This window comes from Dactylosporangium sp. NPDC051087 (assembly GCF_055586325.1).
This window is the reverse complement of the sequence record NZ_JBVJIJ010000040.1, coordinates 63,194-79,216: the sequence shown is the minus strand read 5'-3', so window position 1 is coordinate 79,216 and position 16,023 is coordinate 63,194. Positions and strand designations below refer to the sequence as shown.

Here is a 16,023-nt window from a genome sequence, read left to right as displayed (position 1 = left end):
GACCGGCCCGGCACGGACAGTACGCCGCCCGCGGTTCGTCACGTCACCACCCTCAGGTCGTGGATCAGCTCGGAGAAGACGACCGGCGGCAGCGTGCCGAAGGTGCGGTCACCGGCACGGGCGAGCACAAGGCCGGCGACCGTCTGCGGCGGCGCGCTGTCGACGGTGTCCGACGCGTGCCAGCCGGGGTCGGTGTCGAGGACCACGTGGACGCCGCCCCCGATCGGCTTGGCCATCTGCACGGTCGCGTCATACCAGCGGGTCCAGCCGTGACGCTCGAGTCCGCGCAGCACCGCATACGTCACCTTCCGCCCCTCGAACCGGTCGATCACCCTGGCCGACCGCTCCTCCTCGGTGATGCGGTGCGCGGGCCGGCCGAGCTGCTCGAACGGCTGGAGCAGCTCATAATCCGCGAAAACCTCCGCCCACGCGGCCACCGTGCCCTCGGGGAACTCGAGCGGATGCAGGACACCGACCGTCGCACCGGGCGGCAAGGCCACGGGCTCGTCCGCGACGTCGGCGAGCGTCCCGTCCTCAGCGACCCGGACCGTGGCAACCAGCACCCGCTCGACGACGACCGCCTCATCCGCAGCGACCCGAACGCCGACGACCGGCCCCGACCCGGCGGCGGCCTCCGCATCCGCAGCGACCCGAACGCCGACGACCGGCCCTGACCCGGCGGCGGCCTCCTCATCCGCAGCGACGCGAACGCTGGCGACCGGCCCCGGTTCGGCGGCGATCAGCACCGCCTCTGCGGCGGCCGGAGTCAGCCCGGCGGCGGCCGGCGCCGACGCGGCCGACGTGTCGGCTTCGACGAAGTTGCCGGCCACGGCGACGCGGACATTGCTGACGGGCGCGGGAGCGGCAGCGGCGACGTTACTGATCTCGGCGACGTCGTCGGTCTCGGCAAGCGTGCCGGCGACGGCGACGTTACGGGTCGCAGTGAGGTCGCCGGCCACGGCGGGCAGGCCGGCCACGGCGGGCAGGCCGGCCACGGCGGGCAGGCCGGCCACGGCGGGCGGGCCGGCCACGGCGGGCGGGCCGGCCACGGCGACGCGGACATTGCTGACCGACGCGGGAGCGGCGGCGCCGACTTCAGCGGTGCCCTCGGCGATGCGCGCGGCAGTGACCGGCGGCGGGCCGGCGACGGTGCTCTCCCCCGCGACACGGGCGGTGGACGCGTCGGCGGGACCGGCGAAGACGCCCCAGACCAGGCGGCGGGCGAGGTGGCTCATCCACGGATGGGTGGCGAAGCGGTCGACGAACACGGCGGCCGGGATGCGGCGGCCGGTGCACATGGCGCGCTCCAGCCTGGACACGTGCAGCGACGCCGACGCGCGGGTCTCCTTGCGCAGCGCGGTGATGCGGTCCTTGGCCTTCTTGTGGCGCTGCTTGTCCTCGCCCCGGGCCGGTTTGGGCAGGTCGGCGTGGATGCGGCCGGCGGCGTCGCGGACGACGGGCAGGAGCTGGTGGTCGAAGACGATCCGGAACGTGCCGGCGTCGGTGTCGACCGTGTCGCCGTCGTCGTCGAGGCCGAGGGTCGGCACGAGCCGGTCGGCGAGCTCGTCGGAGGTGAGGCCGCGCAGGTCGGCGATCGCCTCGATGTGCTGGCCGGCGACGCTCTTGAACACGGGGAACCTGGACTTCTCGGCGAGCAGGTTGAGCTCGATGAGCGCGGCGTCGGTGCCGCGGTGCCGCAGGGCGTCGAGGGCGGCCTGCGCGCGGGCGCTCGCGCCCTGGCCGGGCCACTGCTTGGCGAGGGAGGCGAGCCGGCGGGCGCCGGCGTCGTCGCCGATGAGCCCGACGGCCTGCATGCACCAGCCGTCGGCGGCGGGCGCGCCGGCGGCGAGCCACCGCTCGAACAGCTCCAGCGCGAACGCGGCCCGCGACCGCTCCGTCCACGTGTCGCGGGCGGCGAGGACCGCGGGGTGCACCTCGTCGGCGTTGCAGACGGCGAGCCTGGCCAGCAGGTGCTCGACCGCACCTGCGCCGGCCACCGCGCCGCCCGCTGAGCCGGCCGCCGCGGCGTCTGCCGGGCCGGCCACCGCGGCATCCGCTCCCGGGGGCTGCCCCGGCCCGTCAGCGCCGATGGTGGCGATCAGCGGGGGCAGGGGTGTGTCCGTCACATACCTCGGCAGCTTCGCCGTCGTGACCGGGTCCTGCTCCAGGAGGGTGACGAGGTCGGCGGCCCGCTCCCCCGCCTGCGCGAGCAGCAGCGGGCGGTGGCCCTGCGCGTCGAGATAGCGCAGGACCCGGCCGACGGCGGCGTCCTTCGGTGTCGCCGACCACAGCGCGACGGCGCCCGCGGCGGCGTGCCGGGGGTGGCGCAGCAGCCAGGACCGGGCCAGGCGGCGCAGCTTCTTCCCGGCGAACGCCCGCACGACCGGCGCGGTGAGCGCGACGTGACCGACCGGCTGGGCGACCTGCAGCGCCTCCTCCACACTCGGCGGGTCGGCGAACGCGGCGAGCAGCGGGGCGACATGACCGACGCCGTGCCGGACGAGCAGCAGCGGCATGGCGGACCGGACCCAGTAGTGGTGCTGCTCGAAGCCGAGCGCGAAGAGCCGCTCGTGCGTCCACAGTGGAGCTAGCGCGAGCATGGGCAGCGTCGTCGGCAGCGCCCAGTGCTCGCGGTGCTCCAGCCACGCGGTCACCTGCGCGGTGCCGCACCGGCCGATCGGCACGCCGTCCCACGTCACCGTCTCCTCGGCGACGCTGAGCCGCTCCGCCGCCTCCCGCTCGGCGTCGCGCCAGCGCAGCGCGGGCTCGACCTCCACCGGCGGATGCAGCGCGACGGGGTGCGCTGCGGCGGGCGGCGTGTAGTCGCAGGGCACCCCTTCGGGGACGGTCGTCTCGGTCGACGGGTCACGGGCCGGCTCGAAGGAGCCGGGGTCGGTCAGCGGGCCGAGGGTCGCCCACGGGTGCCCGGCCCGCCGTTCGCGCTGCAGCGCCTCACGGGCGGCATCGTCGTCGATGTGGGCGAGGAGGCTGCACCACACCCCGTTGTGGTGGGCGTGGTCCTCGAACGGATACGACGGCTTCATCGCCGCCAGCACGGGACCCGCGGCGGCGCCGGCGACGTCCAGCACGCTCGCGAGGTGGACGCGGCCACCGGACGTGCCGAAGAACTCCCACCGGACCCTGTCGTTGGCGCCCAGGAACTTCTCCAGGGTGCCGAGGTCGCCGGCGGCGAGGCCGGAGGCGTGGACATCGACGTTTCCGAACCTGCCCGTGTACCGCAGTGCGGCCCGATGCGCTGCGCGCTCCTCCTCACCGGCTTCGGGGCCGAGCGGCAGCAGGAACGTCGTGGCCCAGAACAGGTCCGCGCGGAGGCCGCCCCTGTGCTCGGCCGCCTTGCGGTCGCGGACCTCCAGCAGCGCGTCCCGCGCCTGTGCATAGGTCGGCTCGTCGGCGAGGACGAGCAGCTCACGGAGCCGGCCGAACACGCCGACGCCGACATAGGGCAGCTCGACGTGCAACCCGCCGAGGATCCTGCGGCACCCCTCGACCAGGCCGTGCGTGGCGACGAGGAAGTCGGCGAGCCAGTCGTGCGCGGGCCCGGACAGATATTCGAACCGCGCCCGGCACGCCTCGACCAGTGCGCGGTCCTCGGACTCGGCACCGACGCGATGAGCGGGGTCCAGCAGCCGCAGCCCAGTGGCACGCTCCTCCGCCCTGGTCGAAGTGACGAGCTCCCAGACCCTGGAAGCGATGCCACGACCGCGGAGCGCCGCGTCCTCGGACCACACGCCGCGGCGCAGGCCCGCCCACGCCTCCTCCACGCTCGCGAGCGGCCTGATGCCGGTGGCGATCCCGCCGCGGCGCGGGTGCAGGACGGACCGCAGCCAGGTGCTGACCGCGACCCCGTCGCGCCACTCCAGCGGCTGCCGCGGCGGGGTCCAGTCGAGCGGGGCGGGAGACGCCTGGGGCGCGGTCCATGTCGTCACCGCGCCACCATAACTACGACCACCGACAAAACTCGGCGGCGTTGATCGGCGCTTTCCGACACCGCCGGAAAGCGTCGTACCCGCGTGGTAGGAACAGGGCATCGAGGAAACGGGAGGGCACGATGCTCACGGATTCGAAGGCGTTCAGCGGGTTCTCGGCCGGCGACATCCCGGCCGTCAAGCGGTTCTATGGTGAGACGCTCGGCCTGAGGGTCGACGAGGAGCACGGCATGCTGCACCTGCGTCTCGCCGGGGACAAGGACGTGCTGATCTACCCCAAGCCCGGCCACGAGCCGGCGACGTTCACCGTGCTCAACTTCCCGGTCGAGGACATCGAGGCCACCGTCGACGAGCTGGCCGCGCGGGGTGTGCGGTTCGAGCAGTATGAGACGACCGACGACAAGGGCATCCACCGCGCCGGTGGGCCGCTGATCGCGTGGTTCCGCGACCCGGCGGGCAACATCCTGTCGGTCCTGCAACAGTGATCGCATGACTGCGGCCGACGTGTTCGACGAGCATCGCGGGCGGCTCAACGCCGTCGCCTATCGGGTGCTCGGCCGGGTCGGCGACGTCGAGGACGTCGTGCAGGACGCGTGGCTGCGGTGGAGCACCGTCGACCCGGCGACGGTCGACAACCCTGAGGCCTATCTGGTGAGGGTGACGACCCGGCTGGCGATCGACCGGCTGCGCAGCGCCCAGGCGCGCCGGGAGCACTACGTCGGGCCGTGGCTGCCCGAGCCGCTGCTGACCAGCCCCGACGTCGCGGAGCGGGTGGCCCTCGCCGACTCCGTCTCCACGGCGATGCTGCTGGTGCTGGAGTCGCTGACGCCGCTGGAGCGGGCGGTGTTCGTGCTGCGCGAGGCGTTCGGGTATTCGCATGCGGAGATCGCCTCGTTCGTCGGGCGCAGCGAGGTCTCGGTCCGGCAGACCGCCGTGCGGGCCCGGGCGCACGTGGAGGAGCACCGCGTCCGGTATGACACGGACCTGGCGACGAGGGCCGAGGTCACCGAGCGGTTCCTGGCCGCGTGCGCCGGCGGCGACCTGCGCAAGCTGGTCGAGGTCCTCGCACCCGGCGTCGAGCTCGTCAGCGACGGCGGCGGCCTGGCACCCGCGCCGCGCAAGGTCATCACGGGCCTGGAGCTGGTGGCGAAGGCGCTGCTCACGTTCGCCGGGCGGTTGCCGGAGGCGCCGAGCATCGGCCTCGCGCAGCTCAACGGCGGCCCGGCGATCGTGGTGTATTCCGCCGGCGCGCCGTCGGTGGCGGTGTTCCTGCACCTCGTCGACGGCCTGGTCCGGTCGATCCATCTGATCAGCAATCCGGAGAAGCTGTCCGGCATCCCGCCGATGCCGCAGGCCGACTGATGCCGCTGGCCGATTGAGGAGGACCCCATCGGGCGGCCGACCCGCACGCCGCCGTCCGGGCGACGGTCGCCGTGAGCAGGGACGGGACTGCCCGCAGCGCAAGCGTTTCTGCCGAAAGGGTGGAGCGGAGACGGGACCGCCCGCACGTCGGGCGTCCCGGCCGACGGCGTGAGCGAGAACTGGACCGCCGCAGGCGTAAGCCGGGACTGGACCGCCGCAGGCGTAAGCCGGGACTGGACCGCCGCAGGCGTAAGCCGGGACTGGACCGCCGCAGGCATAAGCCGAGACTGGACCGCCGCAGGCATAAGCCGAGACTGGACCGCCACAGGCATAAGCCGGCACTGGACCGCCGGAGAGGTGGGCGGGGAACGGGGCCGAACGGCTCTGCCGCACAGGGTGAGCGGGGTCACGTTCGGGGCGGCTCACGGACTGCGGGGGTGGCTCGTCCTGGGGGTGACGCGGCCTGACAGGGGGCTCGCGCGGCGGGAAGGAGCCGGTCATGCACCGGATCGTGGTTCTGGGCGCCGGGTACACCGGGATGATCGCGGCGCTTCGGGTCGCCCGGCGGACCCGGCGGGGTGGGGTCGGGGTGGCGGTGACGCTGGTCAATCCCGGGGAGCGGTTCGTCGAGCGGTTGAGGATGCATCAGACGGCCACCGGGCAGGGGCTCGCCGAGGTGCGGATTCCGGAGTTGTTGCGGGGCACGGGGATCGAGTTCGTGCGGGGGTGGGCCGAGCGGATCGACCCGGTGCGGCGGGAGGTGACCGTCGGGGGGCGCGGCATCGGGTACGACACGCTGGTCTTCGCGATCGGGAGCGTCGCCGACACGGAGGCGGTGCCGGGGGCGGCGGTGCACGCGTGCACGTTGAACTCCGTCGAGTCGGCGGGGCGGCTGGCGGGGGTCCTCGCGGCGAAGGGCGGCGCCACGGTCGCCGTGGTCGGGGGCGGGCTCACCGGCGTCGAGGCCGCCGCCGAGATCGCCGAACGGCATCCGGCGGCGCGGGTCGTGCTGCTCAGCCGGGACGTGCCGGGGCCGTTGATGGTGCCGGGAGCGCGGGCGCACCTGGACAGGGCGTTGCGGCGGCTCGGCGTCGAGGTACGCACGGGGGTCGAGGTCACGAAGGTGCTGCCGGGCGGGGTCGAGCTGGCCGGGGGTGAGGTGGTGAGCGCCGACGCGACGCTCTGGACCACCGGCACCACCGGGTCGCCGATCGCCGCCGATGCCGGTCTGGAGGTCGACGGGCGCGGGAGGATCGTCGTCGACCAGGCGCTGCGGTCGGTGTCGCACCCGGACGTGGTCGCGATCGGGGACGCGGCGGCGATCCGGCAGCCGTGGGGCATGATCCACGGCACGTGCCAGAGCGGCATCCCGAGCGGCGCGTACGCGGCGGACAGCATCGCGCGGGCCCTTGCCGGCAAGGCGGTGAAGCCGTTCCGGTTCGGCTACATCCACCAGCCGGTGTCGCTCGGGCGCAAGGACGCCGTCATCCAGTTCACCCGCGCCGACGACAGCCCGCGCCGGTGGTTCCTCAAGGGGCGGGCGGCGGTCGTCTACAAGGAGCTGGTGACGAGGAGCCCGCTGCCGTCGTACCGGCTGTCGAAGCACCTCACCGTCCCAGCCGCGGCGCTGTCGTCCCGCGGATAGGCGAAACGCTCACTCCGTGTGCAGCACCTCGGCGATGGTGAGGCGGGCGGCGGCGCGGGCCGGGACGAGGGCGCCGAGGACGGCGATGAGGATGCCGGCGCAGGTCAGGACGAGCAGGGTCGCCGGGTGCCAGACGTTCAGCATCGCTCGGGGGAGGTCGACCTTCGCGGCGGCGCTGGTCATCGGCAGGACGAAGCGGTGGGCGGCGATGCCCGCGGGGACGCCGACGAGGCCGCCGACGAGGCCGAGGGCGGCCATCGACGTGACGGTCATGACGACGACCTGGCGGGGGGTCATCCCGATGGACTTGAGCATGCCGAGGTCGCGGCGGCGTTCGCGGACGTTGAGGACGACGGTGTTGAAGACGCTGAGGGCGGCGACGGTGCCGAGCATCAGCGACAGCGCGGTCGACAGGCTGATCATGGCGACCGTGAACGAGTTGACGCCCGAGTTGTCCCAGGCGTTGAGGCCGGGGTCGGCGGCGCGGACCGAGGCGAGGTAGGACTGGATGGTCGTGCCGGGGGTGAGGGAGACCTCGTAGAGGATCTCGTGGCCGGCGATCGGGCGGTCCGGCGCGATCAGCCGGAGCGTCTCCCAGGCGGTGAGGAGCGCCGGGTTGCCGGGGCCGCCGTTGATGCTCTCGCCGACGACGGTGATCTCGGCGCGGCGGCCGTCGAGCTCGAGGGTGAGCCGGTCGCCGACCTTGATGCCGCGTTCGTGCAGGAGCCTGGACGGCACGACCACCTCGCCGGGTGCCCGCAGCCAGCGGCCCTCGACGAGGCCGGCCTGGAAGCCCATCTCGTCGCGGTCGCCGCGCAGGAAGTCGACGGGGATCGGCTGGGTCTGGCCGGCGACGGCGAAGTCGACGCCGAGCTCGGCGGTCACGTGGCGGGTGCCGGGCAGTGCCCGCAGCAGCCGCTCGACCTCCTCGTCGGTGCGGGTCGTCACGCCCTGCTGGAACGCCGGGTTGAGGGGGCGGACCGCGACGGGCGCGGTGTCGTTGCGGTCGGCGATGTCGGAGAACAGCGAGACGGACGTGGTGAGTCCGGTCGCGAACGTCACGGTCGTCACGCCGAGCACGACCGCGGCGACGGTGAGGGCGGTGCGGGCCGGGCGGGCGAACGGCAGGCCCAGCCCGAGGCTCACCGCGCGGGGCAGCCGGACCCCGCTGAGCCACCGCTGCGCCCGCAGGCCCCGGCCGCCGCGGGGGGCGCTGCCCGCGCTGATCGCCTCGGCGGCCGCCAGGCTGCGGGCGCGCAGCGCCGGGAGCAGCGCGGCGAGCAGGACGACGACCAGGATCCCGACGAGGGCGGTGAGGCCGGTGCCGAGCCCGTCGCCGACGTCGCCGCTGAAGCCGAGGCCCATGAACGCGCTGGTCAGCAGCGGGCGGGAGGCGAACTCGCCGGCGGCCGCGCCGAGGACGCCGCCGGCGAGCGCCGGGACCGACACCATCGTCAGGTAGACCCCGACGACCTGGACGGGGGTGAAGCCGATGGCCTTGAGGACGCCGATGTGGCGGTACCCGGAAACGACCGCCCCGGTGACGACGTTGGCCACGACGAGGACCGCGACGAGCAGCCCGAGCAGCCCGAAGACGACCAGGAACGGCACGTAGGCGCCGGGGCCGGCCGCGACCGCCTCCTTGATCACCAGGTAGTCGGTGGCCGCGAGCAGGCCGGTCCGCGGCAGGCCGGCGGTGAAGGTCGTGACGGCCCGCTCGCCGGGGTCGCCCGGCAGCCGGTACAGCATCTGCACGGCGGTCGGGTGCAGCGCCGCCATCTGGGCCGGGGCGACCCACAGGTCGGCGGTCTGGCCGACGCTGTAGGCGAAGCCGACGACCGTGAGCGGCGGCGCGTCGCGCAGGCGGATGACGGTGCCGAGCTCCGAGCGGCCGCGGAAGCCCGGCGGTGGCGGCTGGTCGGCGACGACGACCTCGCCGGGTGCGGTCGCCCAGCGGCCCGCCCACAGGTTGACGCGGTCGACGGGCCCGGCCGGGTCGGCGCGGCCGACGACGGTGACCGGGCCGGCGAGATAGGTCGGGTCGACGTCCGGCGGCGCGGTCAGCTGCGCCTGCTCGAACGGCCCGGCGGAGGCGGCGGCGCCGGCGGCGACCGGTGCTGAGCCGGGCGCGTAGACGGCCGTGACGTGCGGGCCGGCCTGCTCGGCGAAGACCCGCTCGAACGGCGCCGACGACGCGTCCAGCAGCCGCAGCGCGACCACGATCGTCGCGGTGGAGAACAGCACGACCAGCCCGATGACGGACGTCTGCAGCCTGCGCCGGCGCACGGCGGCCCGCGCGGCCCGCCAGACCGCGCTCACCGGGCCCGTCCCAGGCCGCCGTCGGCGAGCGACCGGGAGCCGTCGACCCGGCCGTCGGCGAGCGACACGACCCGGTTCGCGCAGCGCTGCGCCATCCGCTCGTCGTGGGTCACGAGCAGCAGCGTCTGGCCGATCTGGTTGAGGTCGAGCAGCAGGTCCATGACCTGCTCGCCGGCGGTGCTGTCCAGGGCGCCGGTCGGCTCGTCGGCGAGCAGCAGCGCGGGACGGTTCATCAACGCGCGGGCGACCGCGACGCGCTGCCGCTCCCCGCCGCTGAGCACCGCCGGGTAGGCGTTGCGCCGGTCGGCGATCCCGAGCTCGTCGAGCAGCTCCAGGGCGCGCCGCCTGGCCTGACCCGCGGACACCCCGGTGAGCTGGGCGGCGAGCGCCACGTTCTCCAGCGAGGGCAGGTCGTCGAGCAGGTTGAAGAACTGGAAGATCATGCCGATGCGCTTGCGCCGGAAGAGCGCCAGGCCCTTCTCCGAGAGCCGGCCGAGGTCCTCGTCGTGCACGACGACGGTGCCCCCGGTCGGGCGGTCCAGCCCGGCGATCATGTTGAGCAGCGTCGACTTGCCGCAGCCGGACGGGCCCATGACGGCGACCGCCTCGCCCGCCCGGATCTCCAGCGACACCCCGTCGAGCGCGGTCGTGTCGCCGTACTCCTTCCGGACCCCGTCCAGCCGGACGACGACCCGCTGCTCAGCATCGCTCATGCCGATGAACCTAGAGCGCCCGGCGCCGCGACGCGTCGGTCCGCCGGAGTCATCCTGTGGATGTACGCGTCGCGAAGGCCGATCTGCGATGGTGGACGGGTGTGGACCACCATCGCGCTGGTGGGTGCGTGCGCCGCGGCCGTCGCCTTGCTCAGAGCACTCCTCCAGGCCAGGAAAAGGCTCGCGGCGGCGCTCGGCGAGCGCGGCTGGCTGCTGGAGCGCGAGCGGGAGGCCGCCGCCCGCACCGCGGTCGACGCGGAGCGGGCCAGGATCGCCAGGGAGCTGCACGACATCGTCAGCCACTCGGTGAGCGTCATGGTCGTGCAGACGACCGCGGCCAGGGAGGTGTTGGACACGATGCCCGCCGAGGCCGCGACGGCGATGCGGGCCGTGGAGGACGCGGGCCGCGGCGCGCTCACCGAGCTGCGGCACCTGCTGGGCCTGCTGGCGCCCGGGGAGGACGAGGACACCCTGACCCCGCAGCCGGGTCTGGGTGCGCTGTCAGCGCTGGTGGACCGGATCGCGTTCGCCGGGCTGCCGGTCGAGGTGCGCGTCTCGGGCGAGCCGCGCCCGCTGCCGGCCGGGGTCGACCTGACCGCGTACCGGATCATCCAGGAGGCCCTGACGAACGCGCTGAAGCACGGTGACAGCGGCAGGGCCGAGGTGATGGTCCGCTACGCCGACCGGTCGCTGCGGGTCGAGGTCCTCAACAGCGGGCCGAGCGTGAGGACGGTCGACCGGGACGGGCGCGGCCTCACCGGGCTGCGGGCCAGGGTCGCGGTGTACGGCGGCGACCTCGACGCCCGCAAACGCCTCGGCGGCGGCTACCGGGTCCGGGCCCGCATCCCCCTGGATCCGCGATGAGGGTCCTCGTGGTGGACGACCAGGAGCTCATCCGGACCGGGTTCCGGCTGATCCTGACCGCGCGCGGCATCGACGTCGTCGGGGAGGCCGGCGACGGCGCCGAGGCGGTCCGGGCCGCCGCCGAGCTGCGGCCCGACGTCGTGCTGATGGACATCCGGATGCCCGGCATGGACGGCCTGGAGGCGACCCGGCAGATCCTGGACCACCGTCCGGAGTGCCGGGTGCTGATGCTGACGACGTTCGACCTGGACCGTTACGTGTACGCGGCGCTGCGGATCGGGGCGAGCGGCTTCCTGCTCAAGGACGTGACCGCCGACCACCTCGCCAACGCGGTCCGCCTCGTCGGCACCGGCGACGCGCTCCTGTCGCCGTCGATCACGCGACGCCTGGTCGAACGGTTCGCCAACCAGGGCGAAACCCAGACCGGCCAGGGCGAGACACAAACCGGCCAGGGCGAAACACGGACCGGCCAGAGCGAGACACGGACCGGCCGGAGCGAAGCGGCAAGGACCGGGACGGCGCTCTCCGGCCTGACCCCGCGCGAGCGGGAGGTCCTCACCCTGATGGGGAGGGGCATGTCCAACGCCGAGCTCGCCGCCGCGCTGTTCCTGGCCGAGGCGACCGTGAAGACCCACGTCGCGAGGATCTTCACCAAGCTCGCGCTACGGGACCGCGCCCAGGCCGTCGTCGTGGCGTACGAGACCGGGCTGGTGCGACCCGGGGGCCCTGGCGGCGGGCCCCCGGGTCCGGATCATGCCTGAGCGACCAGGCGGAAGGACTGCGCCGCCCCGCCGGTGCACGCCCACTGCTGCAGCAGCGCGCCGTCGGCGGTGGAGACGTCCCGGACGTCGAGGCACTTGGCGCTGTTCCGGGCGGTGAAGCGGTAGTTGCCGCCGCCGAGCGACGCCGGCAGCCACTGCTGGTTGGTGCCGCCGCCGTAGCCCCACAGGTGCACCTGCGCGCCGTCGTTGGTGGCGCCGGCGCCGCCGTTGACGTCCCAGACCAGGTTCGGCGCGAACCGGTTCACGACCTGGTAGTAGCCGTTGCTGGTGGGCCGGAACTGCCACTGCTGGTTGGTGCCGGTGCCGCACGCCCACTGCTGCAGGGCGGTGCCGTTGGCGGTGCCCCAGCCCGCGTCGTCGAGGCACTTGCCGCTGTTGGTGTTGATCACCTGGTACCACTTGGTGGGGTCGATCGAGGTCGCCGGCGGCTGCGACGTCGGGGGCTGGCTGGTCGGGGTGACCGGGCCGCCGGGCCACGTGAAGGTGGCCATGGAGCCGGCGGGCAGGTTGTAGCCGAACGACGAGCCGCCGTAGGACACCTGGAAGTTCTGCGCGCCGCCGGAGTTGATCGCGACGAGCACGATCGAGCCGTCGGGGTTGCGGAAGGCGACGTTCTCGATGCCGCCCTGGCCGTAGTTCGTCGAGTCGATGCGGACCGCGCCGGGCTTGACGAACTTCGCGAGGTGCCCGAGGACGTAGTACTCGGCGTTGTACGTGACGCTGCCGCCGTTGACGGTGACGACGCCCATGCAGTTGGTGCAGCTGCCGATGACCGGGCCGTGGCTCGGGTTGAGCGCCATGTTCCACAGCGTCACGGTCTTCGCCCAGTTGCGGGTCGCGCCGATCGCGAGGTTACGGCCCTGCCACAGCAGCGAGTCGGCGAACGTGTTGCCCGACTCGATGCCGGAGCACTCGGTGAAGAAGATGTCCTTGTTCGGGTACGCGTTGCGCACCGTGCTCTGCCCGCTGGGGTCGCCGCCGTAGCAGTGCCACGCGGTGCCGGCGGTGTTGTTGCCGGTCGACGCGAGGACCTGCTGGGGGAAGGACGTGTTGTCCCAGTTGTGGTCCCAGGCGAGGATCTTGGTGGACAGCCCGGCCGAGGACAGCTTCGGCGCCAGGTTGTTGATGATCGCGGCCTGCTGCGAGGCGGACATCAGCATGCCGGGGTAGCCGGGCGGGGAGAACTGCGGCTCGTTCTGGATGCTGAGGTACTGCACGGGCACGCCCGCCGCCTGGTACGCCTGCACCGACTTGACCAGGTAGTTGGCGAACGTCGCCTCGTAGTTGGTGCTCAGCGACCCGCCGACGAGGTTGTTGTTGGTCTTCATCCACGCCGGCGCGCTCCACGGCACGACCATCGTGGACAGCGACGGGTTCAGCGACTTCGCCTGGGTCAGCAGCGGCAGGATGTACGCCTGGTCGTGCGCGATCGAGAACCGGGCCAGGTTCGGGTCCGCGGCGCCGTCGTCGTACGTGTAGAAGTTCAGCGAGAAGTCCGAGGCGCCCAGCGGCTGGCGCAGGAAGCTCAGCCCGATCCCGCTGCTCGTGTTGAACAGCGCGTTCATGATGCTGTTGCGGGCCGAGGAGTTGTAGATCAGGTTGGCCGACGAGTCGGTGAACGACGCGCCGAAGCCGACCATCGACTGGTAGCTGGTGTTCGGGTTGACGGTGATCGTCGACCCGCTGCCGGCGGTGCCGAAGGCGACGTCGGCCTTCTTCGTGAGCTGGTTGGCGCGGTCCGGCGTGGTGAGCCAGACGCTGGCGTTGGTGGCGGCGAGGGCGGGCGACGCCTGGGTGACCACGAGGGCGGTGCCGGTGGCGAGCAGCGCGCCCGCGGCACAGGTGGCCAGGAGCCGTTTCCTGGAGGACATACGGGTCCCTTCTGGGGGTTGAGAGAGGCAGGCGGGGCGGGCGGGCCCCGCCTGCCGGGCTACGCGTACAGGCGGATGTCGGCGAGGCTCCACCAGCTGCCGCTGAGACCCGTGTTCGTCACCCGCAGGTGACGGGCGCGGGACTGCACGTCGACGTTGGTGAGCTGGCCGGTGCCCGTACCGGATGCGATGACGCGCCAGGAGCTGCCGTCGTCGCTGACGGAGAGCTGCCATGAGCGGGCGTAGTCGCCGACGCTGCCGCCGCTGTCGATCGCGACGCGGCGGAAGCGGACCTGCTCGCCCAGGTCGACCTGCAGGTACTGGCCGGGCTCCTGCGCCTGGCCGGCGGACCAGCGGGTCGAGGCGTCCTCGTCCACGGCCAGCTTCGCGTCGGCGGACGCGGGCAGGGACGTGGCGGTGGCGCCCTTGAGCGACAGCAGCTTGAGCCCGTCGTCGAACACCCGGCTCCGGGGCCAGGTGAACGTCGCCAGGGAGCCGCCGGGCAGCGTGTAGTCGAACGTGCGGCCGCCGGCGGCGACGGTGAACGTCCGGGGGTCGTCGTTCTCGTTGTGCACGACCAGCGCCGTCGAGCCGTCCGGGTTGCGGAAGGCGACGTCCATGATCTGGCCGTTCCATCCGGTGGTGCCGAAGGAGGTGCTGGCGATGCGGACCGCGCCGGGCTTCACGAAGCGGGACAGGTGCCCGATCGTGTAGTACTCGGCGTTGGTGGTGAACGTGCCGTCCGGCTGTGTCGTGATCAGGCCGGTGCAGGTGTCGCAGCCGCCGAGGTGCGGGCCGCCGGTCGAGTCCAGGGCGATGTTCCAGTTGACGACGGACTTCGCCCAGTTCCTGGTGGTCCCGATCGCGATGGTACGGGCGTGCCACTTCAGCGTGTCGCGGAAGAACTGCGCCGGGGTGTCGCCGGCGCCGTGCGAGCCGGAGCACTCGGTGAACCAGATGCCCTTGCCGGGGAAGGCGTCGTGCAGCGCGGTCTGCGCGGCCGGGTCACCGTAGTAGCAGTGGTACGCGGTGCCGGCCAGCCACTTCCCGGCGGGGCCGCGCAGCAGCTGGTACGGGTAGTCCGTCTCCGGGTCCTGGCCCGGCGGGACGTTGACCACGTCGTTGGGGTGCGTGGCCCAGTTGTGGTCGTAGCCGATGATCTTCGTGCGGGGGCTGAAGATCCGCAGCAGCGGGCCGAGGATCTCGATGACCTTGGCTTCCTGCGCGACCCGCATGGCCGTGGTCGGGTAGCCGTTCTCGCCGCCGTTCTGCGGCTCGTTCTGCACGGTGATGTAGTCGACCGGCACCCCGGCGGCGGTGTACGCGAGGACGAAGCGGGTCAGGTACGCCGCGTACACGGCGTAGATCTTCGGGTCGTCGATGAGCGAGCCGCCGACGAGCGAGCCGTTGGTCTTCATCCACGCCGGCGGGCTCCACGGCGTCGCCATGATCTTCAGCTGCGGGTTGAGCTGCTTCGCCCGGCGCAGCAGCGGCAGGATCTGCTGCTGGTCGTGGGCGATGCTGAACTTCGACAGCGTCCAGTCCTTCTGCCCGGCCGGCACGTCGTCGAGCGAGTAGTGGCTGCTCGCGGCCGTGAAGTCCGACGAGCCGATCGGCTGGCGCAGGAAGCTCACGCCGTCGCCCTGCTTCGGGTCGAACAGGGCGCGCATGGCCTTGTCGCGTTCGGCGGCGCTCAGCCGGTACAGCACGGCGGCCGAGGAGTCCGTGATCGACGCCCCGAACCCGTCCATGCTCTGGTACTCACGGCTCGGATCCACCGTGATCGTGACGTTGGGGTTGCCCGCGACCGGCTTGCCGAACGGGACCTGGGCCCGCTCGTGCATGAGCTCGGTCCCGTCGACGGTCGTCACCCACACCCTGGCCGTCGCGGCGGGCTCGCCGGCCTGCGCCGTGGTCGCCCCCGCCAGCCCTGCCACCCCCATGGCGACGGCGGCACCGGCCGCCACCAGCCGTAACACCTGTCGTGTCATCGCGCGTCTCCCAGAACTCCGCATGTAACAAATGAAACACGAATGTAACTAAGCGGAGGACAGCACAGCATCGGCCCTCACCGATTGTCAAGAGCACTTCAGGTGCCTGACGCGATCGGCTCGGGCCGCGGAACGGCAAGGTGACTGCCAGATGTAACGGCGGGATGAAACAGAAAAGGCCGGCGAGCGCCGGCCTTGTTCCTTTGCTGAGGTCAGCCCCTGCGCAGCAGGCGGCCGACGGCGGCCATCATCTCGGTGGCCATCTCCTCGCCCTTGCCCTCCTCGGCGCCGTGCTGCATGCAGTGCCGGGCATGGTCGTCGAGCAGGCCGAGGGCCACCTTGTCCAGGGCCGCCTGGATCGCGCTGATCTGGGTCAGGACGTCGATGCAGTAGCGGTCCTCGTCGACCATCTTCTCCACACCGCGGACCTGGCCCTCGATGCGGCGCAGCCGGCTCTGGAGCTGGTCCTTCGTCGCGGTGTAACCGCGGGGCGTGGCGGTCGTCATGGACCCCATACTAGCGCACACCC

Annotated in this window: 11 protein-coding genes; 5 read left to right on the top strand and 6 right to left on the bottom strand. The window is 73.0% G+C overall.

Annotated elements, in window-relative coordinates:
- Positions 1-38: 38 nt before the first annotated feature.
- Positions 39-3,947, bottom strand: a complete 3,909-nt coding sequence (locus ACZ6TV_RS48485) for a DUF4132 domain-containing protein (RefSeq protein ID WP_465307255.1) — start codon at positions 3,945-3,947, stop codon at positions 39-41.
- 122 nt (positions 3,948-4,069) lie between these two features.
- Here ACZ6TV_RS48485 and ACZ6TV_RS48480 point away from each other — a divergent pair, with 122 nt between their 5' ends.
- From ACZ6TV_RS48480 to ACZ6TV_RS48470, 3 genes are all read left to right on the top strand, one after another.
- On the top strand, positions 4,070-4,432 hold the full coding sequence (locus ACZ6TV_RS48480) for a VOC family protein (RefSeq protein ID WP_465307253.1): 363 nt from the start codon (positions 4,070-4,072) through the stop codon (positions 4,430-4,432).
- A 4-nt stretch (positions 4,433-4,436) separates the two neighbouring features.
- On the top strand, positions 4,437-5,309 hold the full coding sequence (gene sigJ / locus ACZ6TV_RS48475) for an RNA polymerase sigma factor SigJ (RefSeq protein WP_465307251.1): 873 nt from the start codon (positions 4,437-4,439) through the stop codon (positions 5,307-5,309).
- Positions 5,310-5,808: 499 nt separating this feature from the next.
- Complete coding sequence (locus ACZ6TV_RS48470; RefSeq protein ID WP_465307249.1) at positions 5,809-6,954, top strand: NAD(P)/FAD-dependent oxidoreductase; 1,146 nt, start codon at positions 5,809-5,811, stop codon at positions 6,952-6,954.
- A gap of 9 nt (positions 6,955-6,963) precedes the next feature.
- Here the strand turns inward: ACZ6TV_RS48470 and ACZ6TV_RS48465 are convergent, their stop codons facing one another.
- On the bottom strand, positions 6,964-9,273 hold the full coding sequence (locus tag ACZ6TV_RS48465) for an ABC transporter permease (RefSeq protein WP_465307247.1): 2,310 nt from the start codon (positions 9,271-9,273) through the stop codon (positions 6,964-6,966).
- A complete protein-coding gene (locus ACZ6TV_RS48460) occupies positions 9,270-9,986 on the bottom strand; it encodes an ABC transporter ATP-binding protein (protein ID WP_465307245.1) in 717 nt (238 codons plus the stop codon). The genes ACZ6TV_RS48465 and ACZ6TV_RS48460 overlap by 4 nt, the downstream gene beginning before the upstream one ends.
- Before the next feature lie 99 nt (positions 9,987-10,085).
- On the opposite strand from ACZ6TV_RS48460, the gene ACZ6TV_RS48455 reads away from it, so the two are divergent.
- Positions 10,086-10,850, top strand: a complete 765-nt coding sequence (locus ACZ6TV_RS48455) for a sensor histidine kinase (RefSeq protein WP_465307243.1) — start codon at positions 10,086-10,088, stop codon at positions 10,848-10,850.
- The gene (locus tag ACZ6TV_RS48450) at positions 10,847-11,611 is read left to right on the top strand and encodes a response regulator (RefSeq protein ID WP_465307241.1); all 765 of its coding nucleotides are present in this window, start codon (positions 10,847-10,849) and stop codon (positions 11,609-11,611) included. Before ACZ6TV_RS48455 ends, ACZ6TV_RS48450 begins: the two co-directional genes overlap by 4 nt.
- Here the strand turns inward: ACZ6TV_RS48450 and ACZ6TV_RS48445 are convergent.
- The 3 genes from ACZ6TV_RS48445 to ACZ6TV_RS48435 all read right to left on the bottom strand — a co-directional run bounded on the left by ACZ6TV_RS48445 (position 11,602) and on the right by ACZ6TV_RS48435 (position 16,000).
- The gene (locus ACZ6TV_RS48445) at positions 11,602-13,503 is read right to left on the bottom strand and encodes an RICIN domain-containing protein (protein ID WP_465307239.1); all 1,902 of its coding nucleotides are present in this window, start codon (positions 13,501-13,503) and stop codon (positions 11,602-11,604) included. The two genes, ACZ6TV_RS48450 and ACZ6TV_RS48445, sit on opposite strands and share 10 nt — an antisense overlap.
- A 59-nt stretch (positions 13,504-13,562) precedes the next feature.
- Positions 13,563-15,494 carry a discoidin domain-containing protein gene (locus ACZ6TV_RS48440; protein ID WP_465307237.1) on the bottom strand — a complete coding sequence of 644 codons (1,932 nt, stop codon included), beginning with the start codon at positions 15,492-15,494 and terminating at the stop codon, positions 13,563-13,565.
- Between the two features lie 212 nt (positions 15,495-15,706).
- Entirely contained in the window at positions 15,707-16,000 is a 294-nt protein-coding gene (locus tag ACZ6TV_RS48435; RefSeq protein ID WP_033358532.1) for a metal-sensitive transcriptional regulator, read from the bottom strand.
- Between the last annotated feature and the right edge of the window lie 23 nt (positions 16,001-16,023).

Excerpts from the sequence above, each read along its gene's own strand:
- ACZ6TV_RS48480 (WP_465307253.1), top strand. The coding sequence starts at position 4,070 with ATGCTCACGGATTCGAAGGCGTTCAGCGGGTTCTCGGCCGGCGACATC.
- sigJ (WP_465307251.1), top strand. The coding sequence starts at position 4,437 with ATGACTGCGGCCGACGTGTTCGACGAGCATCGCGGGCGGCTCAACGCC.
- ACZ6TV_RS48470 (WP_465307249.1), top strand. The coding sequence starts at position 5,809 with ATGCACCGGATCGTGGTTCTGGGCGCCGGGTACACCGGGATGATCGCG.
- ACZ6TV_RS48460 (WP_465307245.1), bottom strand. The coding sequence starts at position 9,986 with ATGAGCGATGCTGAGCAGCGGGTCGTCGTCCGGCTGGACGGGGTCCGG.
- ACZ6TV_RS48450 (WP_465307241.1), top strand. The coding sequence starts at position 10,847 with ATGAGGGTCCTCGTGGTGGACGACCAGGAGCTCATCCGGACCGGGTTC.
- ACZ6TV_RS48445 (WP_465307239.1), bottom strand. The coding sequence starts at position 13,503 with ATGTCCTCCAGGAAACGGCTCCTGGCCACCTGTGCCGCGGGCGCGCTG.
- ACZ6TV_RS48440 (WP_465307237.1), bottom strand. The coding sequence starts at position 15,494 with ATGACACGACAGGTGTTACGGCTGGTGGCGGCCGGTGCCGCCGTCGCC.
- ACZ6TV_RS48435 (WP_033358532.1), bottom strand. The coding sequence starts at position 16,000 with ATGACGACCGCCACGCCCCGCGGTTACACCGCGACGAAGGACCAGCTC.